Raw genomic sequence first — 22,675 nt, forward strand, 5'->3', positions numbered from 1 at the left:
CTGAAATTAGCCGCCAATGTAAGAGAGATTCTGTGTGATGCCGGTGTTGCCCTGATGCAGAAAGTGCGTCTGCTTTTTCTGCCCCAGACTGCTGGCAATACGCGCCTGCAGTTCGGCCTGCTGGTCGTCTGACGCCAGCAGATCGCGCAGCGGCACACCGCCGTCACCAAACAGGCATAGATGCAGATTACCGTGCGCCGAAACGCGCAGACGGTTGCAGCTGGCACAGAAATCTTTGGCGTAGGGCATGATCAGACCAATCTCGCCGACATAATCGGGATGGTAAAAGACCTGCGCCGGGCCGTCGCTGCGTCCGCTCTCCCGACGCTGCCAGCCCTGGGCGATCAACTGATCGCGGATGACCATGCCGGAAACGTGCTGATCGCGGAACAGCGTGCCGCCGTCGCCGGTCTCCATCAGTTCGATAAAGCGCAGCTGAATCGGACGGGTACGGATCCAGTCGAGGAACGTGGCCAGATTACGGCTGTTGAGATCGCGCATCAGAACGCTGTTGACTTTGACCTGGCGAAAACCGGCGTCGAGGGCAGCATCAATACCGCTCATGACCTGATGGAATTTATCCTGACCGGTAATGGCGTGAAACTGACGGGCATCCAGGCTGTCGACGCTGACGTTGAGTGCGGTTAACCCCGCGTCACGCCACTGTTTCACGTCACGCGCCAGCCGGTAGCCATTGGTGGTTACCGCGATCTGGCGAATGGAGGCGTTTTCTCGCACCGCCGCAATGATGTCGGTGAAATCGCGGCGCAGCGACGGCTCACCGCCGGTCAGCCGCACTTTTTCCGTTCCGGCAGCGGCAAAGGCCCGCGTGACGCGGCGGATTTCATCCAGCGAGAGAAAGCTTTTGTTACGAATTCCCTGCGGTTTGTAGCCGTCAGGAAGACAGTAGGTACAGCGGAAATTACAGACATCCGTGACCGACAGGCGCAGGTAATAGAACTTACGCGCGTATGCATCAGTAAATTGTGACACCAGAACACCTTTCCAGATTGGGAGATGCAGTCATTTCTTCCTGCACCCTGGCAGCTCAATGGCTACGGCCTGAACCCCCTATCCGCAGACGTAGGCATTCAGGCTTGAGTGTACGCTGACCCGTTGATCAGCGCGGTAAGCATGATGGTAGCGTGATTTTCGTCACTCTTCCATTTGCTGTTTTCGCTATATATTCTTATACATATCGAATTTTCACCGCATTTTCGCGACAGGATACGTTAAAATGCGATCCAGATTTTGACGTAAGTCATCCGCGCGGGCTTAGCGATTAGAGCCACGCCACGCGAAGGGATATTAAGGAGAAGTATGAATCGCACACTGGCCGATCTTGATCGCGTTGTGGCACTGGGAGGCGGACACGGTTTAGGCCGCGTCATGTCTGCCCTTTCCCCGCTGGGCTCGCGTCTCACCGGCATCGTCACCACCACCGACAACGGCGGATCAACCGGCCGTATTCGTCGCTCAGAAGGCGGTATCGCCTGGGGCGATATGCGTAACTGCCTTAACCAGCTGATTGCAGAACCCAGCGTCGCTTCGGCGATGTTTGAGTACCGTTTTGCCGGTAACGGCGAACTGGCCGGACACAACCTGGGTAATCTGATGCTGCGGGCGCTGGATCATCTCAGCGTTCGTCCGCTGGAAGCGATCAACATTATCCGTAACCTGCTGAAGGTCGACGCCTTTTTAATCCCGATGTCGGAGCAGCCGGTGGATCTGGTGGCGATGGATGTTGAAGGCAACATGGTTTATGGCGAAACCGCAATTGACGAGATGAAGCAGCCGCCGCAGGAGCTGATGCTGCACCCTAACGTTCAGCCAACGCGGGAAGCGCTGCAGGCGGTTGGTGAAGCGGACCTGATCCTGATTGGACCCGGCAGCTTTTACACCAGCCTGATGCCGATTCTGCTGATGGAAGAGATGGCGCAGGCCTTGCGTCGCACGCCTGCCACTATGGTGTTTATCGGCAATCTGGGCCGCGAGCTGAGTCCTGCCGCCGCCAGTCTCTCAGTGGCTGACAAGCTGCAGATGATGGAGCGTTATATCGGCAAGCGGGTGATTGATGCGCTGGTCGTCAGCCCGGCAGTGGACACCCGTGGCATTGAAAACCGACTGATTGTCCGTGAACCGCTGGAGGCCGCCGATATCCAATATCGTCACGACCGCCAGCTGTTACGGGTGGCGCTGGAACACGCCATTCAGGGCTTTAACGGCGCTACGAGGCCGCAATAAACAGCGTTCGCAGTTCATGCAGCTGATCGCGCACGTTGGCCGCCTGTTCGAACTCCAGGTTCTGAGCATGCTGCTGCATCTGCCCTTCCAGCTCGTGGATCTTCTTCTGCAGAGCCTGTGGCGTTAACAGCTGGAAATCGGCCAGCGCCTGGGCTTCGCCAGGACGGGCTGGTTTCGCTTTGCCGCGGGTTTTCACCACGTTTTTGCCCAGTTCCAGAATATCGGTGATCTTCTTATTCAGGCCCTGCGGCACGATGCCATTCTCTTCGTTGTGCAACTGCTGTTTCTCACGGCGGCGCTCGGTCTCTTCAATGGCGCGCGCCATCGACGGCGTGATTTTATCGCCATAGAGAATCGCCTTACCGTTGATGTTACGCGCCGCACGGCCAATGGTCTGAATCAGCGAGCGTTCGGAGCGCAGGAAGCCCTCTTTATCCGCATCGAGAATCGCCACCAGCGACACTTCCGGCATATCCAGCCCCTCACGCAGTAAGTTAATGCCCACCAGCACATCAAACTCGCCCAGACGTAAGTCGCGTATAATCTCCATACGCTCTACCGTGTCGATATCGGAGTGCAGATAACGCACCTTCTCACCATGCTCAGACAGATATTCGGTGAGGTCTTCCGCCATGCGTTTGGTCAGCACCGTCACCAGTACACGTTCGTTGATCGCCACGCGCTGACGGATTTCTGACAGCAGATCGTCGACCTGGGTACCGACCGGACGCACTTCGATGATCGGATCCAGCAGACCGGTAGGACGCACCACCTGATCGATCACTTCGTCGCCCGACTTTTCCAGCTCATATTTGCCCGGCGTCGCCGAAACATAGATGGTCTGCGGGGCCAGCGCCTCAAACTCTTCAAACTTCATCGGACGGTTATCCAGCGCCGACGGCAGGCGGAAGCCATACTCCACCAGCGTCTCTTTACGCGCCCGGTCGCCTTTGTACATGCCGCCAATCTGCGGAATGGTCACGTGCGACTCATCCACCACCAGCAGGCCATCGGCGGGCAGATAGTCAAACAGCGTCGGCGGCGCTTCGCCCGGTCCGCGTGCGGAGAGGTAGCGTGAGTAGTTCTCGATGCCGGAGCAGTAGCCCAGCTCGCTCATCATCTCCAGGTCAAACTGGGTACGCTGAGTAATGCGTTGCTCTTCCAGCAGCTTATTGTTCTCCAGCAGCACCCGGCGGCGGTCCGCCAGCTCAACTTTGATATCTTCCATCGCCTGCAGAATACGCTCACGCGGCGTGACGTAGTGCGTCTTGGGGTAGATGGTAAAGCGCGGCACGACCGAATCGATCTGGCCAGTCAGCGGGTCAAAAAGCGACAGACGCTCAACCTCTTCGTCAAACAGCTCGACGCGCAGCGCAATATCGTCCGACTCCGCCGGGAAGATATCGATCACTTCGCCGCGCACCCGGAAGGTGCCGCGCTGGAACGCCTGGTCGTTGCGGGTGTACTGCAGCTCTGACAGACGGCGCAGAATACTGCGCTGATCGATAATCATGCCGCGGGTCAGGTGCAGCATCATTTTCAGATAGAGATCGGGATCGCCCAGACCGTAGATAGCCGAAACCGATGCCACCACAATGACATCGCGCCGTTCCAGCAGCGCCTTGGTGGCCGACAGACGCATCTGTTCGATATGTTCGTTCACCGACGCATCTTTTTCGATAAAGGTGTCGGAGCTCGGCACATAGGCTTCTGGCTGGTAATAGTCGTAGTAAGAGACGAAAAACTCGACGGCGTTATCCGGGAAAAACTCTTTCATCTCGCCATAGAGCTGGGCGGCCAGCGTCTTGTTGGGTGCCAGCACCATGGTCGGACGGTTGAGGTCGGCAATCACGTTGGCGACGGTAAACGTTTTACCGGAGCCGGTTACGCCTAATAAGGTCTGATGGGCCAGTCCATCCTCCAGCCCCTCTTCCAGGAGACGTATCGCCTCAGGCTGGTCGCCCGAAGGTTTAAAGGCGGAGTTCAATTTAAAGGCTTTGCTCATGAATGCAGTTCCTGCTGGAGAAGTCGGCGGGCAGGCACTTATTTTACTCTGCTATGGTGATTTTGCCAGAAAATAATACTGGATATAAAAACAGTATTGGTGCAATGTTAACGCCAGCAGGATGGCACCTGATGTCCCTGCAGGCTGGCAGCGTTATCGCTCAGCATGTTGCGCAATGTTATCCCCAGGCAGGGATCTGATTTAACATTTGTCAATAGAGTGTCACAAAATTACAGTACGGTTACCTGACAGATAATTCTCAGGCTTGTTTTTTGATAAACAACTGATTTTACTGACATAAGGCTATGAGGCCAGATTCTCGTCATTATGTTACCAGGCCGCGTATTTCCTCGCTTCCAACTGGTTTTCATTACCTAATGCACAAGGTTATCCACAGGAATGGTGGATAAGTGATGGCAGCCCCGACGCCATCAGCTGTGTATAATTTTTCCCTGCCTTCTCACTACCGTGAAAATAATTTTTTTTGCGTTAAATTTCGCGTCGCCTGCTGACGGATTATTCTGCAATTTTAAACTGTCACCGGGTGTCGTACGCAAATTTGCGCGCCTCATACTAAGATTCTTAATCGGACTTCCTGCCACGTTACAGTACGTCTGCACCAGAAACAGCGCTCCAGGGCACTGCAAAAGTGCAGGTGCGTGGTCACCGTGGGGAATTGATAAGTTTTTCTCACCTTTCATCCCTGACACGCGGCGCTCCGGCAGGAAACAGGGCCGTTTTTAGATCTGGCCTGGGAATTGCAGGAGTCAGTAGCGTCACCGCGCGAAATGCGCACTGTGCTGCAATGGCGAGGCTGCCGTTGCTGATGACTTGTTTGCCAGACGACAGAGCGCGGAAGCAATCAGGCTAACGATCGGGAAGGAGAGTGTCAGATGCTGAGTTTACGTTCGGTAAATCAATTTTACGGTCAAAACCATATTCTGTGGGATGTGGACCTGGATCTGTCGCCTGGCACCTGCACCGGCATTCTGGGCCGACCTGGCATGGGTAAAACCACGCTGGTGAACTGCATCATGGGCAGATTGCCGATTAACAGCGGCTCTATCTCCTGGAAAGAGGATGGCTCGCCGCCGGAAGATCTGCTGCTGCAACCGGCTGAACAGCGGGCGCAGATGGGGATTGGCTATGTGCCGCAGGGCCGCCATATTTTTACCCAGATGAGCGTGGAAGATAATCTGCTGATTGCCCTGCTGGCGGGTGCCAGCCAGCGCGACCGCCATCGCGCCATTCCTGAAATGGTGTTCGACCTCTTCCCGGCGCTCTACTCACTGCGCCAGCAGCGCAGCGGCGATCTGCCGATCGATCAGCAGCAACAGCTGGCCCTGGCGCGCGCGCTGGTGCTGCAGCCCAAACTGCTGATTCTGGATGAGCCGACCGACGGGATGTCGCCGTGGCTGGAAGAGGAGATGGGCAATCTGATCCGTCGGCTTAACCTCGACTACGGACTGACCATCCTGCTGCTGGAGCAGCGCCTGTCGCTGATCCGTCGCGTGGCGGACTATTTCCTGCTGCTGCACCGCGGCCGCAATGTGGCGCAGGGCAGCATGGAACAGCTTGATGACCACACCGTCGATAAATGGCTGACGGTAGCCTGATATTCAGCGCCTGCCCCACTAGGCGTAAGTGTTGCAGGCAGGCTGGAGACGGAGCGCGCAGAACCACCGGAGCGTGTACACAGCGCGCGAAAATGGTGAGCACTGCCCGGATTCAGCACGACAAATAAAATAGCCAGGCCAGGCGGTTACTCGGGCAGCGTCAGGTAGTGACCACAGGACGCCTGCTGCGCCGCATCGGTGAGAAACGGGATGGTGCCCAGACAGGGCGCAGGTAACCTGTTTTTCAGGCTGGTGAGATACTCCTGATAGCGTTTACCCGGTGGTTCGACGGTGTTGGCGATCCAGCCCACCAGCGGCAGGCCGCTTGCCCGCACCGCGTCAGCGGTGAGCATGGCGTGATTGATGCAGCCGAGCTTAATCCCTACCACCAGAATCACGGGCAGCTTTTCGCTGACCACCCAGTCCGCATAAGTATGCGTCTCCGACAACGGGGTATACCAGCCGCCCGCGCCCTCTACCAGAATCCAGTCTGCCAGCGGTTGCAGCGCCGCCAGACCTGCCGACAGCGCCAGATGGGTGATCGGCCTGCCCTCTTCGGCGCTGACGATGTGCGGCGAAGTCGGCTCGAGAAACGCCAGCGGATTGACCTGCTGATAGCTTAACGGCACGCTGCTGTAACGCTGCAGCGCCAGCGCATCGCTGTTACGGATGCCCTCTGGCGTCATCTCACAGCCTGAGGCAACCGGCTTATAGCCCGCACAGCGATAGCCCGCTGCGGCTGCCGCCTGCAGCAGCCCGCCGCTGGCCACGGTTTTACCGACCTCGGTGTCGGTGCCAGTGATAAACAGGCGTTTCATGATGCACTTACTCCATAGATTAAATGGTAACTCAGGCGATAGCCGTGCCGATCTCGCGGCCAGTGCGCCTCTAACTGGTTGAGCCGTTGTCGGGTTAATACCTGCCCGTCACGCCCCTGGTGCAGATGGGTCGCACCAATCCCCTTCAGGGAGCGCATGGCGCTGAGCGCATCGGGAAAATGCAGGGTCACCACCTCTGAGGTACAGCGCAGGTGCTCTGCGTGGCAGGCCGCCGCAATCTGTGGCTCGCTGAGAAAGCGGTTGGCGTGAGGCAGCGCATCCAGATGGGACCAGGCTTCATGAACCTCCTGCAGAGACCCGTCGCCCAGAGTGGAAAACAGCAGCATGCCATCGGGCCGCAGCACCCGCCGGAACTGGCTCAGCGCGCCGGGCAGATCCTCGCTCCACTGCACCGCCAGGTTGCTCCACACCAGGTCAATCGTGTTATCCGCCAGCGGCAGCGCGTCGATATCACCGGCCAGATAGTGCTGCGCCGCGTCATTGTCCCGCGCCTGTTGCAGCATCTGCGGAGAGAGATCCAGAGCCGTTACCTGTTTGCCACGTTCGCGCCACAGCCTGCTGAACCAGCCGGTGCCACAACCGGCATCCAGCAGCTGCAGACCGCTCTGTGCGGGCGCCTGTGCCAGCAGGGCATCGCCGCTGAGGCGTTGCAGCGCCGCATGGGCATCGTAATGGCTGGCCGCCCGGCCAAAGGCGCGTGCCACCGCCTGCTTGTCAACCCGCAGCGTCATGCAGCGCCTCCAGTAACCGGTCAATATCCTCGGGGCGATGAGCCGCGGTCAGAGTGATGCGCAGCCGGGCCGTCCCCGGCGGCACGGTCGGTGGCCGGATCGCGCTGACCCAGCAGCCCGCCTCAGCCAGCCGCTGGGAGAGCGCCATCGCATCGCCATTTTCGCCCACCAGCAGCGGCTGAATCGCGCTGCCGGAGTCCATCAGTTGCCACGGCAGCGAGGCCGCACCGCGCCGGAAATGGCCAATGTTCTGTTGCAGTTGCTGCCGCAGGGCATCGCCCTGCTGAACTTCACGCAACGCCGCCTGCAGCGCGCTCGCCTGCGCCGCGGGCATCGCGGTGGAGTAGATCAGATGTCGGCTGAACTGCAGGAAATAGTCGGCGGTGGCCGCGTCGCACAGCAGCGCGGCACCGCTGACGCCAAAGGCTTTGCCAAAGGTGACCACCAGTAGTTCCGGTTTAACGCCCTGCTGCCAGCAGCTGCCGCGCCCCTGCTCACCCACCACGCCGATGCCGTGCGCATCATCCACCAGCAGCCAGCCCTCTGCCTGGCGCGTCTGTTGCGCCAGGGCGGCCAGCGGCGCACTGTCGCCATCCATGCTGAAAATACCTTCCGTCACCACCAGCGTTTCGCCCTCGCAGGGAGAGGCGAGCCGGGCTGCCAGGCTCTCCGGCGCGTTGTGATGGAAACGTCGCAGCTGTGCCGGACTATGGCTGGCGGCGTCGAGCAGCGAGGCGTGGCTGAGTTTATCGGCCAGGATGCGATCGTTTTTCTCGCCCAGCAGATGAATAACTGCCTGATTGGCCGCAAAGCCAGAAATAAACAGCAGCGCACGGTCGTAGCCGAGCCAGTCGGCCAGCTGCGCCTCAAGATCGGCGTGCTGACGGTGATAACCCGTGACATGCCCTGAAGCACCGGCACCTGCGCCCGCCTGCGCCGCGCCCTGTTGCCAGCCCGCAATCACCGCCGGATGCTGGGTTAAGCCGAGATAATCATTGCTGGAGAAGTGGAGATAGCTGCGGCCGCCGCTGTGCAGCGTGCGGGTCGATTGCTGATCGATCACCCGTCGCTGCCGCCAGCCATCGGCCGCCCGGCGCTGCGTCAGCGCCTGACGGATACGTTGCTGCCAGCCCATTACAGCGCCGCGTTGTAGAACTGTTCAGTGTCGGCATGGAATAGCTGCTCGCTGAGTTGCTGCTCCTGCTGCTGATCGCCGTGCTGAGTGTGAGTATGCTCCGGGTTAAGACCCAGTTTGCGGAACAGCACGCGGTCTTTGTCCTCTTCCGGATTCGGCGTGGTCAGCAGTTTGCAGCCGTAGAAAATCGAGTTCGCCCCGGCCATAAAGCACATCGCCTGGGTCTGCTCACTCATCTGCTCACGGCCCGCTGAGAGGCGCACATGCGAGGTCGGCATCATGATGCGCGCCACCGCGATGGTGCGGATAAAATCGAACGGTTCCACATCATCGTTATCCGCCAACGGCGTGCCTTTGACCTTCACCAGCATATTGATCGGTACGCTTTCCGGCGGCGTTGGCAGGTTGGCTAACTGCACCAGCAGACCGGCGCGGTCGTTAACGGTTTCGCCCAGGCCGACAATGCCACCCGAACAGACTTTAATGCCGGCGTCGCGCACTTTGCCCAGCGTATCCAGACGTTCCTGATAGCTGCGGGTGGTGATGATGGAGCCGTAGAATTCCGGTGAGGTGTCGAGGTTATGGTTGTAGAAATCGAGACCTGCGCCCGCCAGTCGCTGCGCCTGGTGGTCGCTGAGCGTGCCCAGCGTCATGCAGGTTTCCATTCCCATCGCCTTCACGCCTTCTATCATCTTCTCCAGATAGGGCATATCGCGCTCGTGCGGATTTTTCCACGCGGCACCCATGCAGAAACGGGTTGAACCGGCGGCTTTGGCCTGACGCGCTGAAGTCAGCACCTCTTCCACTTCCATCAGCCGCTCCGACTCCAGGCCGGTCTTGTAGCGCGCGCTCTGCGGGCAGTATTTACAATCTTCCGGACAGGCACCGGTTTTAATCGACAGCAGGGTACTGACCTGCACCTGGCGCGGATCGAAGTGCTGCCGATGCACCTGCTGCGCTTTAAACATCAGTTCAAGAAAAGGTTGATCAAACAGCGCTTGCGCCTGTGCAATTGTCCAGCGTTGAGCCATTACTTACTCCAAAAAGGGTGTCATCCCGACGAAAAGCAGGGTTATACTTGTAAACTATATTTTTTTATTTTGGTTTACAACTCCGATGACTATCCCCGTTTTCTCCTCAGACGATGCCCGCTTTGACCGCCAGCATATCTGGCATCCCTACACCTCGATGCAGGATCCGCTGCCCTGCTACCCGGTGGTCGCCGCACAGGGTTTTCAGCTGCAACTGGCCGATGGCCGTGAGCTGGTGGATGGGATGTCCTCGTGGTGGGCGGCGATCCACGGTTACAACCATCCGCGCCTGAATCGGGCGCTGACAGAGCAGGTCACCCAGATGTCGCACGTGATGTTTGGCGGCATTACCCATCCGGCGGCGGTGGCGCTCTGCCGTCAGCTGGTGGCGATGACGCCTGAGGCGCTGGAGTGCGTCTTCCTGGCCGACTCAGGCTCGGTGGCGGTGGAAGTGTCGATGAAGATGGCGCTGCAGTACTGGCTGGGGCGTGGCGAGACGCGCCAGCAGTTCCTGACGCTGAAACGCGGCTATCACGGCGATACCTTTGCAGCGATGTCGGTGTGCGACCCCGAGAACTCGATGCACAGCCTGTGGCGCGGCTATCTGCCCGAGCATCACTTTGCGGCGGCCCCGGCCTGCGGCTTTGATGATGAATGGCACCAGCCTGATTTCGATGATTTCGCCAGGCTGATAGAACAGCATCACCGGCAACTGGCAGCGGTGATTCTGGAGCCGATTGTGCAGGGTGCGGGCGGCATGCGTTTCTACCATCCGCGTTATCTGCAGCAGGTACGGGAAGCCTGTGATCGCTATGGCGTGCTGTTGATTGCGGATGAGATCGCCACCGGCTTTGGCCGTACCGGCAAACTTTTTGCCTGCGAGCATGCGGGCATTACCCCGGATATTCTCTGCGTCGGCAAAGCGCTGACCGGTGGCATGATGACGCTGGCGGCGACCCTGACTACCCGCGAGGTCGCGGACACCATCAGCCGCAGCGCGGCGGGCTGCTTTATGCATGGCCCGACCTTTATGGGCAATCCGCTGGCCTGCGCGGTCGCGGCGGAGAGCCTGACCATGCTGGCGGAAGGTCACTGGCAGCGCCAGGTGGCGGCAATCGAACAGCAGTTACGGGCTGAGCTGCTGCCGCTGCGCAGTTCACCGCAGGTGGCCGATGTGCGCGTGCTGGGCGCGATTGGCGTAGTGGAAACCCATCAGGCGGTTAATATGGCGGCGCTGCAGCAGTTCTTTGTTGAACAGGGCGTCTGGATCCGGCCTTTTGGCCGGCTGATCTACCTGATGCCGCCCTACATCATCACGCCGCAGGCGCTGAGCAGGCTGGTGCAGGCGATTGGCGGCGCGCTGGAGCATTCTCAACATTTTGCCGCCTGAAGCAGGCTGACCGCTGGCACTGACGGCGCTTTTGGTTATGATGACAGGCTATTCATCGACAATTAAGGAGATGTGATGCGCGTTTTTAGTCAGGATTTTAATGACGGCGAGAAGATGCCTGAAAAGCATGTTTTCAACGGCATGGGTTATCAGGGCGAGAATATCTCTCCCCACCTTGCCTGGGAAGCGGCGCCGGAAGGCACCAAAAGTTTTGTGGTGACCTGCTACGATCCTGATGCCCCGACCGGTTCCGGCTGGTGGCACTGGGTGGTGGCGAATATTCCGGCCAGCACGACGTCACTGCCGCAGGGTGCCGGTTCCGGCAAAGCATCACTGCCAGCAGGCGCAATCCAGACCCGTACCGATTTCGGTCAGGCGGGCTACGGTGGCGCGGCGCCGCCACAGGGCGAAACCCATCGCTACATTTTCACCGTGCATGCGCTGGATGTGGAGACGATTGAAGTAGATGAAGGCGCCAGTGGCGCAATGGTCGGCTTTAATGTGCATTTCCACGCACTGGCGAGCGCCTCGCTGACCGTGAATTATCAGTAATTCAGCACGACAGACTACTGGCAAACCCAAGGCTGGGTGACCTGGCAGCAACGTATTAGCTCAAAACGCAGGGAACGGCGTCAGAAGAGGAAAGCGTCCCACGCCCAGGGACAAAAACGCCGGGAGCGTTTTTGAACAACGCAAAGCGTTGGCCCGGCTACGGGCGCACCTCAGGGATGAGGTGCGTAATCGCGGGGGCAGAGCGTGCCATGGATGGCGGTTTTTGCGTCTTTCCGATCTGACGCCGTTCCCTGTGTCAGCTCGATCTCACAGCTGGGCTGTGGCAGACTTCGTCAACTATCTCATACCTCTCCCTGACAGGAGAGGCGTTTTTCGTAGCGGGTTACGCCTGTAACTGATGAATCACAACCCACATCGGGCCCTGCCCCACCGCATAACGTCCCAGCGGCTTTAACAGCCCTTTCGGTTCGGTAATCGCATAAACTTCGATGTGATGAGATTTCTGTCCCGCCGCCACCAGATAGCGTCCGCTGTGATCGATATTAAATCCGCGCGGCTGCGTTTCCGTCGGCTGGAACCCTTCCAGGGTCAGCTCATCGCCCAGGTCGCTGACGCTGAAGACCGCCAGCGTGCTGCTGGTGCGATCGCAGGCATAGAGGAAACGGCCATCCGGCGTCAGATGAATATCGGCTGCCCAGCGCGTACCGCTGAAATCAGGCGGCATCATATCCAGCGTCTGCACGCTTTCTGCTTCACCTTCGCCCGTATTTAATGCCCACACCTCAACCGTGCTGTCGAGCTCGTTCACGCAGTAAGCGTACTGGCCGCCCGGATGGAACTGCATATGACGCGGGCCAGCGCCTTCTACCGTCGTGACCTGCGTCTGTTTACGCGGCGTCAGCTGACCATCTTCGCCCAGCTTAAACAGACAGATACGGTCCTGCTTCAGAGCCGGCACGTAGAGCGTCTTGTTGTCATTATCGATGTTGGCCGAGTGACAACCATCCAGTCCGCTGATCACCTGCAGCGGGGCCTGCGGAATGCCGTCATCGCCAATCGGGCTGACGCTGACGCAGGCATCATTGTAGGAGCCGCAGAACAGGAATCTGCCCTGGCGATCGGTGGAAATGTGAGTCGGACTGCCGGGCAACGGCGCCTGACCCGCTTCGGTCAGCGTGCCATCGGCGGCAATGCGAAACGCCAGCACGCGGAAATTGGGACGCACACCGACATAGAGAAAATCGCGGTTCGGACTCACCACCATCGGCTGAACCTGGCCGGCGACATCGGTCACCTGAAGCAACGTCAGCCCGCCCTCATCATTCATCTGCCAGACGTGAATCTGCTGGCTCTCGGGACTGGCGGTGTACACAACTTGTTTCATGCATTCTCCTTTTTTGCTGCCTGATCATGATCTGTGAATCACTGTAGCCTGTTTTATTGCCCTACGCTGGGATCATTTGTGCCCTGTTTTTTGTCTCCGGACCGTGGTGAGGTGTAGACTTCAGCCCCTGCAAACCAGGAAAAACGAGAGGATTAATGAGCTACCGTGTAATTGCCCTCGACCTCGACGGCACGCTGCTGACCCCAGCCAAAACGATTCTGCCGCAGTCAATCGAAGCGCTAAATCAGGCACGCCAGGCGGGCGTTCATGTCGCTATCGTGACCGGACGCCATCACTGCGCTATCCACCCTTTTTATCAGGCGTTACAGCTGGATACACCCGCAATCTGCTGTAATGGCACCTATTTGTATGATTACCAGGCGAAAAAGGTGCTGGCGTCCGATCCCCTCGACCCGCAACTGGCGTTGCAGGTGATTGAGATGCTGAATCAGCAGCAGATTCACGGTTTGCTCTACGTGGATGATGCGATGCTCTATCAGACCCCGACCGGCCACGTGATGCGCACCCTGAAGTGGGCCGAATCGCTGCCCGCCCACCAGCGTCCACTGTTCCGCCAGGTGCCCGACTTAGCCAAGGCGGCACGCGAAGCCGGTTCGATCTGGAAGTTTGCCCTGTCGCACAACAACATCCCGGAACTGCAGCAGTTCGCCACCAGAGTGGAAGCGGAACTGGGGCTGGCCTGCGAATGGTCGTGGCACGATCAGGTTGATATCGCCAAAGGCGGCAACAGCAAAGGCAAACGACTGGCGCAGTGGGTTGAATCACTGGGGCTGAGTATGTCCGATGTGATCGCGTTTGGTGATAACTATAACGATCTCAGCATGCTGGAAACGGCCGGACTGGGCGTGGCGATGGGTAATGCCGATGAGGCGATTAAAGCGCGGGCGAAAATGGTGATCGGCACCAACCTTGAAACCGGTATTGCCGATACCCTCTATCAGTACGTGTTGTAATCAGGGCGTCACCGAGACGCTTTTGATCTGGGCATAAAGCCACTGATCCGGCCGGATGCCCAGCTCATCCCGCGCCCACGGCGTGATGCGCGCCCAGAGTTCGCTGATGCCGATGCGCAGCTTCACCTCAACCTGGTCCCCGACCTCCAGCAATTCCACCACCTGAGCCGGTAAAATGTTGCGGATCGAGCTGTGTTGCGGCGGTTGCAGCGCCAGCGAGACATCGGCCGAGGCAATGCGAATACGCAGCGGGGTTTTAACCGGCTGATTCACCCGGCTGACCCAGATGTGCTGATCGCCCAGCGACAGCGCGGTCATCGGATAGTCGGGATGCTGCTCCAGCACCTGCACCCGCAGCACGCTGGTCAGTTCACTCACCGGCAGCCAGGGCCGCATCGCGCTGCTGCTCCAGACCCGCTCCAGCGGACCAAAGGCTTTGACCTTGCCCGCATCCAGCACCAGCACGTTATCAGCCAGCTGCAGGATCTCCTCCAGACTGTGCGAAACGTAGAGCATCGGAATATCGACCTGCTTCGCCAGCTTTTGCAGATAGGGCATCAGTTCACGTTTACGTGGCAGATCCAGTGACGCCAGCGGCTCATCCAGCAGCAGCATATCCGGTGCGGTCAGCAGCGCACGGCCAATCGCGACCCGCTGCTTTTCCCCGCCCGACAGCGACAGCGGAAAGCGCGGCAGCAGCACCTCCAGACCCAGCAGAGAGACCAGACTGTCGAACTGCGCTTTCATCTTAGGTGCCATACCATATTGCAGGTTGCCACGGACCCGATAGTGCGGGAACAGCCGCGCATCCTGGAACACATAACCGATACGCCGTTTTTCCGGCGGCAGCGCAATCTTCTGCTCTGCATCAAACAGCAGACGATCGTGCAGCTGGATCCGTCCCCTTTGCGGCTGAGTCAGCCCGCTGATCGCGTTGATCAGGGAGGTTTTTCCGGCACCTGACACGCCGAAAATAGTGGTGATCCCTTTGGCCGGGATCTGCAGGTCGACCTCCAGCACGTGATCGCCCTGCTGCTGCATAACGTTGAGTGATAGCATCAGTTTCCCATCCGCTTACGGCCTGCACGTGCCAGCCATTCCGACGCCAGCAGTGACGCCAGCGCCAGCACGATCGCGATGACGCAGAGCCGTGCCGCCGCCCCTTCCGCGCCCGGTGTCTCTATCAGGGTAAACATCGCCAGCGGCAGCGTGCGCGTCTCGCCGGGAATATTGGAAACAAAGGTGATGGTGGCGCCGAACTCGCCCAGCGATCGGGCAAACGCCAGCACCGTACCGACGATCACGCCTGGCAACGTCAGCGGGAGCGTAATGGTGAAAAAGACCCGCCAGCGTCCGGCGCCCAGCGTGCGCGCCGCCTGCTCCAGCCGGCTATCCACCGCCTCCAGCGCCAGCCGGATGGCGCGCACCATCAACGGAAAGGCGATCACGGCAGAGGCCAGTGCGGCACCGCGCCAGCTGAAAGCAAAGCTGAAGCCGAACCAGTCATAAAGCTTTTCGCCTATGATGCCGCGCCGCCCAAGGCTAATCAGCAGCAGATAACCCACCACCACTGGTGGCAGCACCAGCGGCAGGTGGATCAGGCTGTCGAGCAGCGCTTTACCAGGAAAACGGCAGCGCACCAGAATCCAGGCCATCAGGATGCCAAACGGCAGACTGCCTATCACGGCTATGCCAGAGACTTTAAGGCTAAGCAGTACCGCCTGCCATTCGGGATCGCTGAGTATCATTTCGTCGGTGTGAATCCGTAATGTTTAAAGATAGCCGCGGCCTGGGGCCCTTTCAGATAATCATAAAACGCTTTAACGGCGGCGTTGTCGTGATCGTTCACGATCGCCATCGGATATTCTACGGGTTTATGGCTGGTTGCCGGAAAATGCCCGACGACCTGCACTTTATCGCTGGCGACCGCGTCAGACCCGTAGACAATGCCATAGGGCGTTTCATTACGCTCGACCAGCGCCAGCGCTGCCCGCACATTATTGGCTGGCGCTAACGAAGGCGCAACGCCTTCCCAGGCACCCAGCTTTTGCAGCGCCTCTTTGGCGTAGATGCCCGCAGGAACGTGGTCCGGATCGCCGACTGCCAGACGCTCACCGTGCAGCAAGGTTTTCCAGTCAGTCTGCGGGTCCAGCGTCACCGCTTTCGCGTCAGCACTGCGTGGCGCAATCAATACCAGATCGTTGCCCAGCAGGGTATAGCGGCTACTGGTAATCACACTTTTTTTCGCCACCGCATCATCCATCCACTGCTGATCGGCAGAGATAAAGAGATCGGCAGGAGCACCCTGCTCAATCTGGCGCGCCAGCGTTGAAGAGGAGGCAAACGAAGAGACCACCGTCACCCCCTTTTCCTGCTTGTAACGGCTGGCAATATGCTGCATCGCGTTGGTCAGTGAAGCCGCGGCAAACACAGTGATGTTGTCGGCGGCCACAGCCTGCCCGGCCAGCGAAACGGTGATCAGGGCCGCGACGCCCCAGCGATAGTGTTTAAATGACATGATTTTCTCCGGCTATTCGTTGTGTAGCGGATAATATAGCGCAATGTCAGTGAGGTTCAGTAAATTATCGGCAGGGGGAACAAAAGGTTAAATCAGGAGAGATAAAAACGACCACGCCCGCGCAGATGGCGGGCGTAGCAGCAATTAATTGTGCGAACGGGCTGAGGATTTTTCGCGATGACCAATTTTAGAGATGACGTTAAACACTTCACCCAGGCCATAAATCATGCCCAGCATCAGCGCCATCACGACAGGCACCATCAGTATGGCAACGGCGAGGCTTTTAAGTAATTCCAGCATGGAGAGTCTCACTCTGCTAACAAAAAAGAGATTGTAACGGGTCAGCAAAATTTTGCGCAGCCCTTTTCGTGCTTTTACTTTGGTCACAAAACGCCGCTATCATCGGCCTTCGCCTTAACCCTTTGCCGGAGCTGTCATGGAAGCCGAACTGTCCCTTCATATCCGTTTACAACAGAAACTGTTTGCCGATCCGCGACGTATTGAGCTGCTGAAACGCGTACAGCAGACCGGGTCGATCAGTCAGGGTGCGAAGCTGGCCGGTATCAGCTACAAAAGTGCCTGGGATGCGATTAATGAGATGAACCAGATGGCGGATGAAACGCTGGTGGAGCGGGCCACCGGCGGTAAAGGCGGCGGTGGCGCAACGCTCACCCGCTACGGTGAACGCCTGATTCAGCTGTTCCAGCTGATGGAGCAGATCCAGCAGAAAGCCTTTGATGCGCTACAGCAGGATACGTTACCGCTCGACAGTCTGCTGGCGGCCATCGCCCGCTTCTCGCTGCAGACCAGCGCCCGTAACCAGCTGTTTGGCACCGTCGTCAGTAACGATGCGAAGCAGGTGGTCCAGCATCTGCTGATTCAACTGGCCGATGGCGTCACGCTGCTTAATGTGGCGCTGACCCAGCGTAGCGCCGATCGACTGCAACTGGCCGCCGGTAAAGAGGTGCTGGTGCTGATCAAGGCGCCGTGGATCCGCATCAGTCGTGACGCCGCACAGGATGACAATCAGCTGGCAGCGACGGTCAGTGCCATCGAACCCGGCGAGCAGATGAGTGAAGTGCTGATGAAGCTCGCCAGCGGCGAAACCCTGTGCGCGACCCTGAGCAACGATCAGCTGCAGCAACTCAGGCTGCAGCCCGGCGACGCCGTGATCGCCAGTTTCAATGCGGAACACGCCATCGTCGCCACCCTGCTCTAGCGGTTGATTTGACTTCATTACGGGCAATGGTTACAACTCAGTGACACGATGCAAAAAATGGAACAGATCATGGCTTCATTGCACATTTCGCAAGGCACATTTCGTCTTAGCGATACCCGGATACTGAGCCTGAATCAGGTGGCACTGCAGCGCGGCGAAAGCTGGGCGTTTGTCGGAGCCAACGGCAGCGGCAAATCATCACTGGCGCGCGCACTCTCTGGTGAACTTCCGCCGCTGGCCGGTTCAGTCAGCAGCGATTTCAGACGGCCGGTCCGGCTGTCGCTGGAGCAGCTACAAACCCTGGTGGCGCAGGAGTGGCAGCGCAATAACACCGATATGCTCAGCGAAGGTGAAGAGGATACCGGGCTGACCGTGGCAGAGGTGATTCAGACGGAGGTGCAGCAGCCCGAGCGCTGCGAGCAGCTGGCACAGCAGTTCGGCATCGAAGCGCTGCTTTCACGCCGCTTCAAATATCTCTCTACCGGCGAAACCCGCAAAACCCTGCTCTGTCAGGCATTGATGAACCAGCCAGATTTGCTGATTCTGGATGAGCCGTTTGACGGACTGGATGTGGCGTCGCGCGCCAGCCTGACCGACACGCTGCGCGGCCTGCAGCAACCGACATTTACCCTGGTGCTGGTGCTCAATCGCTTTGACGATATTCCCGATTTCATTCAGCAGGTTGGCGTGCTGGCGGAGTGCACCCTCACCCACAGCGGGCCACGCCAGGCCATTTTAACGGAAGCGCTGGTGGCGCAGCTGGCACACAGTGAACAGCTGATGGGAATGGCGTTACCTGAGGCGGATGCGCCGGATCAGCTGCCATCGCTGGCGGATGATGCGCCGCGCGTTATCCTGCGCAACGGCACCGTCTCGTATAACGATAAGCCAGTAATTCAGGGGCTGAACTGGCAGGTCAACGCCGGCGAGCACTGGCAGATTACCGGCCCGAACGGCGCAGGGAAATCGACCCTGCTCAGCCTGGTGACCGGCGATCATCCTCAGGGCTACAGCAATGATTTAACCCTGTTTGGCCGCCGTCGCGGCAGTGGTGAAACCATCTGGGATATCAAGCAGCATATTGGCTATGTCAGCAGCAGCCTGCATCTCGATTACCGCGTCAGCACCAATGTGCGCACGGTGATCCTGTCGGGCTTCTTCGACTCTATTGGTCTCTATCAGGCGGCTTCTGACCGGCAAAAAGCGCTGGCACAGCAGTGGCTGGCACTGCTGGGGATGGATAACGGACAGGCCGATGCGCCGTTCCACTCGCTTTCATGGGGACAGCAGCGGCTGGTGCTGATTGCCCGCGCGCTGGTTAAGCATCCGACGCTACTGATACTGGATGAGCCACTACAGGGGCTCGACCCGATTAACCGCCAGCTGGTGCGGCGCTTTGTCGATGTGCTGATTGGCGAGGGACGGACTCAGCTGCTGTTTGTTTCGCATCACGCGGAAGATGCGCCCGCCTGCATCACACATCGCCTGAGCTTTATCGCCCATGACGGCGGCTATCACTATCAGCAGGAAACCCTGCACTAAGGCTCTTGTAACGCGTCACCCCACGCCGCTGCTGCGGCGTTTTAAAGCACCCTTGTGTAAGCGCTACCATTCCACATCACCTTTCACGCCATATATCCGCACACAATGCCACGAAATAAGAATATTCAGCTTGTGTAAACGATACCATTTATCCAGACTTGATCACGCTTTCGGGCGCGCTGATGTGCTACTTTTTACCGATGCCTCTTTGGCTTTTGACGCTTACCAGGATCTAACATGGAAAAATTCAACCCGGTCGATCACCCGCATCGCCGTTACAATCCACTGATTGATCAATGGATTTTAGTTTCACCTCATCGGGCCAAACGTCCGTGGCAAGGCGCGCAGGAAACCCCGGCGGTCAATACGTTACCGGCGCACGATCCGGACTGCTTCCTGTGTGCCGGAAACACCCGCATCACCGGCGACAAAAACCCGGACTATGCAGGCACCTACGTCTTTACCAATGACTTTGCTGCGCTTATGACCGACACGCCAGACGCGCCCGAGAGCGACGATATCCTGATGCGTTGTGAAAGCGCACGCGGCACCAGTCGGGTCATCTGCTTCTCGCCCGATCACAGCAAAACCCTGCCGGAGATGTCGCTGAACGCACTGGAAGAGGTGGTGCGTACCTGGCAGGCAGAGACCGCCGATCTGGGTCAGCACTATCCCTGGGTGCAGGTGTTTGAGAACAAAGGCGCGGCGATGGGCTGCTCCAACCCGCATCCCCATGGTCAGATCTGGGCCAACAGCTTCCTGCCGAATGAAGCGCAGCGTGAAGATGATCATCAGCGCGACTATTTCGCTAAACATGGCTCGCCGATGCTGGTCGATTATCTGGCACGTGAACAGCAGGATGGCAGCCGCACCGTGGTGGAAACCGATCACTGGCTGGCGGTGGTGCCGTGGTGGGCCGCCTGGCCGTTTGAAACCCTGCTGCTGCCGAAAGCGCACGTCAAACGAATTACCGACCTCAATGAGGCGCAGCGTACCGACCTGGCGCTGGCGCTTAAGCTGCTGACCAGCCGCTACGACAACCTGTTCCAGTGCTCATTCCCCTACTCCATGGGCTGGCACGGCGCGCCGTTTAACGGCGAAGCCAACGATCACTGGCAGTTGCATGCTCACTTCTATCCGCCGCTGCTGCGCTCAGCAACGGTGCGTAAATTTATGGTTGGCTATGAAATGCTGGCCGAAACCCAACGCGATTTAACGGCGGAACAGGCGGCGGAACGTCTGCGTTCTGTCAGCGACGTTCACTTCCGTGAGGCACAACAATGAGCTTAAAAACCATCACGCAGCAGCTTTTCTCTGACACTTTCGGTTACGCCGCTACGCATACCATTCAGGCACCGGGCCGCGTTAACCTGATTGGCGAGCATACCGACTATAACGACGGCTTCGTGCTGCCGTGCGCCATCGATTACCAGACGGTGATTGCCTGTGCCCGCCGTGACGATCGCCAGATTCGGGTGGTCGCGGCGGATTATGAAAATGCGCAGGACACATTCTCTCTCGATGAAGAGATCGTCAGCCTGCAGGAACCGATGTGGGCCAACTATGTGCGCGGCGTGGTGAAGCATCTGCAGCAGCGTCATGCCGATTTCGGCGGTATCGATATGGTGATCAGCGGCAACGTGCCTCAGGGCGCGGGCCTCAGCTCATCTGCGTCGCTGGAAGTGGCGGTCGGCACCGTGGTGCAGCAGCTCTATAATCTGCCGCTGGATGGCGCCGCCATTGCCGTGAATGGTCAGGAAGCGGAAAACCAGTTCGTCGGCTGTAACTGCGGCATCATGGACCAGTTGATCTCCGCGCTGGGCCGGAAAGATCACGCCATGCTGCTCGACTGCCGCACGCTGGGCACGCGTCCGGTGTCGATGCCGGAAGATATCGCGGTGGTGATCATCAACTCCAACTTCCGTCGTACCCTGGTTGGCAGCGAATACAACACGCGTCGTGAGCAGTGTGAAGCGGGGGCGCGTTTCTTCAATAAGAAGGCGCTGCGTGACGTTGAACTGGCCGAGTTTGAAGCGGCACAGGCGCAGCTCGACCCGCAGGTGGCAAAACGCGTGCGTCACGTCCTGACCGAGAACGCCCGCACCCTGGAAGCAGCCGATGCGCTGACGCAGGGCGACCTGACCCGTATGGGCCAGCTGATGGCCGAATCTCACGCCTCGATGCGTGACGACTTCGAGATCACCGTGCCACCGATCGATACCCTGGTTGAGATCGTGAAAGCGCAGATCGGTGAGCGCGGCGGCGTGCGTATGACCGGCGGCGGCTTTGGTGGCTGTATCGTCGCGCTGATGCCACTGGATCTGGTCGATCAGGTCAAAGCCGCCGTAGCGGAGCAGTATGAAGCTGCGACCGGCATCAAAGAGACCTTCTACGTCTGCAAAGCCTCTGAAGGAGCCGGCCAATGCTGAACGACGTCAACTCCCACGCGCCCGACGGTCAGCCGTGGCGCATAACGGTGCTGCGCAATGCCAACGGCATGCTGGCAACCTTTATGGACTGGGGCGCAACCTGGCTCTCCGCCCGCGTGCCGATGCAGGATGGCACGGTGCGTGAAGCCCTGCTCGGTTGCGCCACGCCCTCTGACTATCTGCATCAGGATGCCTATCTGGGCGCGACGGTCGGCCGCTACGCTAACCGCATCGCCGGGGCAAAACTGAATAAACTGAACCGCCAGCTGGTGCCTAACCAGGGCGCACATCAGCTGCATGGCGGACCGGAAGGCTTTGATAAGCGCCGCTGGCAGATTGTCAGCCAGTCTGACAGCGAGGTGCACTACCGCATTGATTCGCCTGATGGCGATCAGGGCTATCCCGGCAATCTGATTGCCGATCTGCGCTATCAGCTGGATGACCAGAACTGCCTGAGCATAAGCTATGAAGCGCGCTGCGATCAGCCCTGCCCGGTCAATCTGACTAACCACGCCTACTTTAACCTTGATGCGCATCATGGCGACGCCCGCCAGCATCGCTTACAACTGCACGCCGACCATTATCTGCCGGTCGACAGCGAAGGCATCCCGAATGCGCCGCTGAAAGAGGTTGCCGGAACCAGTTTTGATTTCCGCGAGGCCAAAGTCGTGGCACAGGAGTTTCTGGCAGACGACGACCAGCGAGCGGTGAAGGGCTATGACCATGCGTTTCTGCTCAACAGCGCAGGCGACGACACTCAGCCTGCGGCAGAACTCTGGTCGGAAGATGGCAGACTGCAGCTCAGCGTGACCACTTCGGCACCGGCGTTGCAGTTTTACTCCGGCAACTACCTGGCGGGCACCCGTGCCCGCGAGCAGGCGAGCTATACTGCTTTTCAGGGTATTGCGCTGGAGAGCGAATTTTTACCGGATTCGCCTAATCATGCTGAATGGCCTCAGCCTGATTGCTGGCTGCAGCCGGGAGATCGCTGGGAATCCGTGACGCGTTATCGCTTCACGCCACGCTGAGCCTCCGGCTGAAAAACGCGCAGTGCGTCACACACAGGCTTACGCGCTGCCCGCTTTTCCGTTATGGTATGGCGCAA

21 protein-coding genes and 1 riboswitch are annotated in these 22,675 nt (G+C 58.8%); of the genes, 10 read left to right on the forward strand and 11 right to left on the reverse strand.

Features of this window, described 5'->3' with window-relative positions; translation table 11 throughout:
• Positions 1-6 precede the first annotated feature (6 nt).
• Positions 7-993: a GTP 3',8-cyclase MoaA gene (gene moaA / locus PAG01S_RS06570; protein WP_022626014.1), complete on the reverse strand. Its 987-nt coding sequence runs from the start codon at positions 991-993 to the stop codon at positions 7-9.
• A riboswitch (molybdenum cofactor riboswitch) is annotated at positions 983-1,116 on the reverse strand. It overlaps the preceding gene by 11 nt.
• A 204-nt stretch (positions 1,117-1,320) precedes the next feature.
• Between moaA and PAG01S_RS06575 the strand changes: the two genes are divergently transcribed.
• Entirely contained in the window at positions 1,321-2,244 is a 924-nt protein-coding gene (locus PAG01S_RS06575; RefSeq protein ID WP_010260233.1) for a gluconeogenesis factor YvcK family protein, read from the forward strand.
• Here PAG01S_RS06575 and uvrB read toward each other — a convergent pair.
• Positions 2,228-4,249 carry an excinuclease ABC subunit UvrB gene (gene uvrB, locus PAG01S_RS06580; RefSeq protein WP_062758123.1) on the reverse strand — a complete coding sequence of 674 codons (2,022 nt, stop codon included), beginning with the start codon at positions 4,247-4,249 and terminating at the stop codon, positions 2,228-2,230. The two genes, PAG01S_RS06575 and uvrB, sit on opposite strands and share 17 nt — an antisense overlap.
• Before the next feature lie 893 nt (positions 4,250-5,142).
• On the opposite strand from uvrB, the gene PAG01S_RS06590 reads away from it, so the two are divergent.
• Positions 5,143-5,865, forward strand: a complete 723-nt coding sequence (locus PAG01S_RS06590) for an ABC transporter ATP-binding protein (protein ID WP_010260222.1) — start codon at positions 5,143-5,145, stop codon at positions 5,863-5,865.
• A 146-nt stretch (positions 5,866-6,011) separates the two neighbouring features.
• Here PAG01S_RS06590 and bioD read toward each other — a convergent pair whose 3' ends face one another.
• The 4 genes from bioD to bioB are packed head-to-tail and all read right to left on the reverse strand — an operon-like array spanning position 6,012 to position 9,601.
• On the reverse strand, positions 6,012-6,683 hold the full coding sequence (bioD, locus tag PAG01S_RS06595) for a dethiobiotin synthase (protein WP_062758126.1): 672 nt from the start codon (positions 6,681-6,683) through the stop codon (positions 6,012-6,014).
• Complete coding sequence (gene bioC / locus PAG01S_RS06600; RefSeq protein ID WP_062758128.1) at positions 6,680-7,435, reverse strand: malonyl-ACP O-methyltransferase BioC; 756 nt, start codon at positions 7,433-7,435, stop codon at positions 6,680-6,682. Before bioC ends, bioD begins: the two co-directional genes overlap by 4 nt.
• Positions 7,419-8,570: an 8-amino-7-oxononanoate synthase gene (gene bioF, locus PAG01S_RS06605; RefSeq protein ID WP_033771178.1), complete on the reverse strand. Its 1,152-nt coding sequence runs from the start codon at positions 8,568-8,570 to the stop codon at positions 7,419-7,421. The genes bioC and bioF overlap by 17 nt, the downstream gene beginning before the upstream one ends.
• On the reverse strand, positions 8,570-9,601 hold the full coding sequence (bioB, locus tag PAG01S_RS06610; RefSeq protein WP_062758130.1) for a biotin synthase BioB: 1,032 nt from the start codon (positions 9,599-9,601) through the stop codon (positions 8,570-8,572). Before bioB ends, bioF begins: the two co-directional genes overlap by 1 nt.
• Positions 9,602-9,686: 85 nt before the next feature.
• Here bioB and bioA point away from each other — a divergent pair, with 85 nt between their 5' ends.
• Entirely contained in the window at positions 9,687-10,991 is a 1,305-nt protein-coding gene (gene bioA, locus PAG01S_RS06615) for an adenosylmethionine--8-amino-7-oxononanoate transaminase (protein WP_061704217.1), read from the forward strand.
• A 75-nt stretch (positions 10,992-11,066) separates the two neighbouring features.
• A complete protein-coding gene (locus tag PAG01S_RS06620; RefSeq protein WP_013357177.1) occupies positions 11,067-11,543 on the forward strand; it encodes a kinase inhibitor in 477 nt (158 codons plus the stop codon).
• Between the two features lie 343 nt (positions 11,544-11,886).
• Here PAG01S_RS06620 and pgl read toward each other — a convergent pair whose 3' ends face one another.
• On the reverse strand, positions 11,887-12,888 hold the full coding sequence (pgl, locus tag PAG01S_RS06625; protein ID WP_010260201.1) for a 6-phosphogluconolactonase: 1,002 nt from the start codon (positions 12,886-12,888) through the stop codon (positions 11,887-11,889).
• 155 nt (positions 12,889-13,043) lie between these two features.
• On the opposite strand from pgl, the gene PAG01S_RS06630 reads away from it, so the two are divergent.
• On the forward strand, positions 13,044-13,862 hold the full coding sequence (locus PAG01S_RS06630; RefSeq protein WP_062758132.1) for a pyridoxal phosphatase: 819 nt from the start codon (positions 13,044-13,046) through the stop codon (positions 13,860-13,862).
• Here the strand turns inward: PAG01S_RS06630 and modC are convergent, their stop codons facing one another.
• The 4 genes from modC to PAG01S_RS21580 all read right to left on the reverse strand — a co-directional run bounded on the left by modC (position 13,863) and on the right by PAG01S_RS21580 (position 16,680).
• The gene (gene modC, locus PAG01S_RS06635; RefSeq protein ID WP_062758134.1) at positions 13,863-14,921 is read right to left on the reverse strand and encodes a molybdenum ABC transporter ATP-binding protein ModC; all 1,059 of its coding nucleotides are present in this window, start codon (positions 14,919-14,921) and stop codon (positions 13,863-13,865) included.
• Positions 14,921-15,610, reverse strand: a complete 690-nt coding sequence (modB, locus tag PAG01S_RS06640; protein WP_010260189.1) for a molybdate ABC transporter permease subunit — start codon at positions 15,608-15,610, stop codon at positions 14,921-14,923. Before modB ends, modC begins: the two co-directional genes overlap by 1 nt.
• Entirely contained in the window at positions 15,607-16,380 is a 774-nt protein-coding gene (modA, locus tag PAG01S_RS06645; protein WP_062758137.1) for a molybdate ABC transporter substrate-binding protein, read from the reverse strand. The genes modB and modA overlap by 4 nt, the downstream gene beginning before the upstream one ends.
• Positions 16,381-16,524: 144 nt before the next feature.
• A complete protein-coding gene (locus tag PAG01S_RS21580) occupies positions 16,525-16,680 on the reverse strand; it encodes an AcrZ family multidrug efflux pump-associated protein (RefSeq protein WP_010260183.1) in 156 nt (51 codons plus the stop codon).
• A gap of 136 nt (positions 16,681-16,816) precedes the next feature.
• Here PAG01S_RS21580 and modE point away from each other — a divergent pair, with 136 nt between their 5' ends.
• The 5 genes from modE to galM all read left to right on the forward strand — a co-directional run bounded on the left by modE (position 16,817) and on the right by galM (position 22,598).
• Positions 16,817-17,599, forward strand: coding sequence for a molybdenum-dependent transcriptional regulator (gene modE / locus PAG01S_RS06650; RefSeq protein WP_062758139.1), 783 nt, complete (start codon positions 16,817-16,819; stop codon positions 17,597-17,599).
• A 69-nt stretch (positions 17,600-17,668) separates the two neighbouring features.
• Positions 17,669-19,141, forward strand: coding sequence for a molybdate ABC transporter ATP-binding protein ModF (gene modF / locus PAG01S_RS06655; protein WP_062758141.1), 1,473 nt, complete (start codon positions 17,669-17,671; stop codon positions 19,139-19,141).
• Positions 19,142-19,378: 237 nt separating this feature from the next.
• Complete coding sequence (gene galT / locus PAG01S_RS06660) at positions 19,379-20,425, forward strand: galactose-1-phosphate uridylyltransferase (RefSeq protein ID WP_010669661.1); 1,047 nt, start codon at positions 19,379-19,381, stop codon at positions 20,423-20,425.
• On the forward strand, positions 20,422-21,570 hold the full coding sequence (gene galK, locus PAG01S_RS06665) for a galactokinase (RefSeq protein ID WP_010669660.1): 1,149 nt from the start codon (positions 20,422-20,424) through the stop codon (positions 21,568-21,570). The genes galT and galK overlap by 4 nt, the downstream gene beginning before the upstream one ends.
• Entirely contained in the window at positions 21,564-22,598 is a 1,035-nt protein-coding gene (galM, locus tag PAG01S_RS06670) for a galactose-1-epimerase (RefSeq protein WP_010669659.1), read from the forward strand. The genes galK and galM overlap by 7 nt, the downstream gene beginning before the upstream one ends.
• Positions 22,599-22,675 lie beyond the last annotated feature (77 nt).

It is taken from the genome of Pantoea agglomerans NBRC 102470, from assembly GCF_001598475.1.
GTDB classification, from domain to species: Bacteria; Pseudomonadota; Gammaproteobacteria; order Enterobacterales; family Enterobacteriaceae; genus Pantoea; species Pantoea agglomerans.

What these genes read in the sequence shown, in the direction of transcription:
- galK (WP_010669660.1), top strand. Translation starts at nt 20,422, where the DNA reads ATGAGCTTAAAAACCATCACGCAGCAGCTTTTCTCTGACACTTTCGGT.
- galT (WP_010669661.1), top strand. Translation starts at nt 19,379, where the DNA reads ATGGAAAAATTCAACCCGGTCGATCACCCGCATCGCCGTTACAATCCA.
- galM (WP_010669659.1), top strand. Translation starts at nt 21,564, where the DNA reads ATGCTGAACGACGTCAACTCCCACGCGCCCGACGGTCAGCCGTGGCGC.
- PAG01S_RS06630 (WP_062758132.1), top strand. Translation starts at nt 13,044, where the DNA reads ATGAGCTACCGTGTAATTGCCCTCGACCTCGACGGCACGCTGCTGACC.
- bioF (WP_033771178.1), bottom strand. Translation starts at nt 8,570, where the DNA reads ATGGGCTGGCAGCAACGTATCCGTCAGGCGCTGACGCAGCGCCGGGCG.
- modA (WP_062758137.1), bottom strand. Translation starts at nt 16,380, where the DNA reads ATGTCATTTAAACACTATCGCTGGGGCGTCGCGGCCCTGATCACCGTT.
- modC (WP_062758134.1), bottom strand. Translation starts at nt 14,921, where the DNA reads ATGCTATCACTCAACGTTATGCAGCAGCAGGGCGATCACGTGCTGGAG.
- pgl (WP_010260201.1), bottom strand. Translation starts at nt 12,888, where the DNA reads ATGAAACAAGTTGTGTACACCGCCAGTCCCGAGAGCCAGCAGATTCAC.
- bioD (WP_062758126.1), bottom strand. Translation starts at nt 6,683, where the DNA reads ATGAAACGCCTGTTTATCACTGGCACCGACACCGAGGTCGGTAAAACC.
- PAG01S_RS06620 (WP_013357177.1), top strand. Translation starts at nt 11,067, where the DNA reads ATGCGCGTTTTTAGTCAGGATTTTAATGACGGCGAGAAGATGCCTGAA.
- PAG01S_RS06590 (WP_010260222.1), top strand. Translation starts at nt 5,143, where the DNA reads ATGCTGAGTTTACGTTCGGTAAATCAATTTTACGGTCAAAACCATATT.
- PAG01S_RS06575 (WP_010260233.1), top strand. Translation starts at nt 1,321, where the DNA reads ATGAATCGCACACTGGCCGATCTTGATCGCGTTGTGGCACTGGGAGGC.
- modB (WP_010260189.1), bottom strand. Translation starts at nt 15,610, where the DNA reads ATGATACTCAGCGATCCCGAATGGCAGGCGGTACTGCTTAGCCTTAAA.
- modF (WP_062758141.1), top strand. Translation starts at nt 17,669, where the DNA reads ATGGCTTCATTGCACATTTCGCAAGGCACATTTCGTCTTAGCGATACC.
- bioA (WP_061704217.1), top strand. Translation starts at nt 9,687, where the DNA reads ATGACTATCCCCGTTTTCTCCTCAGACGATGCCCGCTTTGACCGCCAG.
- PAG01S_RS21580 (WP_010260183.1), bottom strand. Translation starts at nt 16,680, where the DNA reads ATGCTGGAATTACTTAAAAGCCTCGCCGTTGCCATACTGATGGTGCCT.
- bioC (WP_062758128.1), bottom strand. Translation starts at nt 7,435, where the DNA reads ATGACGCTGCGGGTTGACAAGCAGGCGGTGGCACGCGCCTTTGGCCGG.
- bioB (WP_062758130.1), bottom strand. Translation starts at nt 9,601, where the DNA reads ATGGCTCAACGCTGGACAATTGCACAGGCGCAAGCGCTGTTTGATCAA.
- uvrB (WP_062758123.1), bottom strand. Translation starts at nt 4,249, where the DNA reads ATGAGCAAAGCCTTTAAATTGAACTCCGCCTTTAAACCTTCGGGCGAC.
- modE (WP_062758139.1), top strand. Translation starts at nt 16,817, where the DNA reads ATGGAAGCCGAACTGTCCCTTCATATCCGTTTACAACAGAAACTGTTT.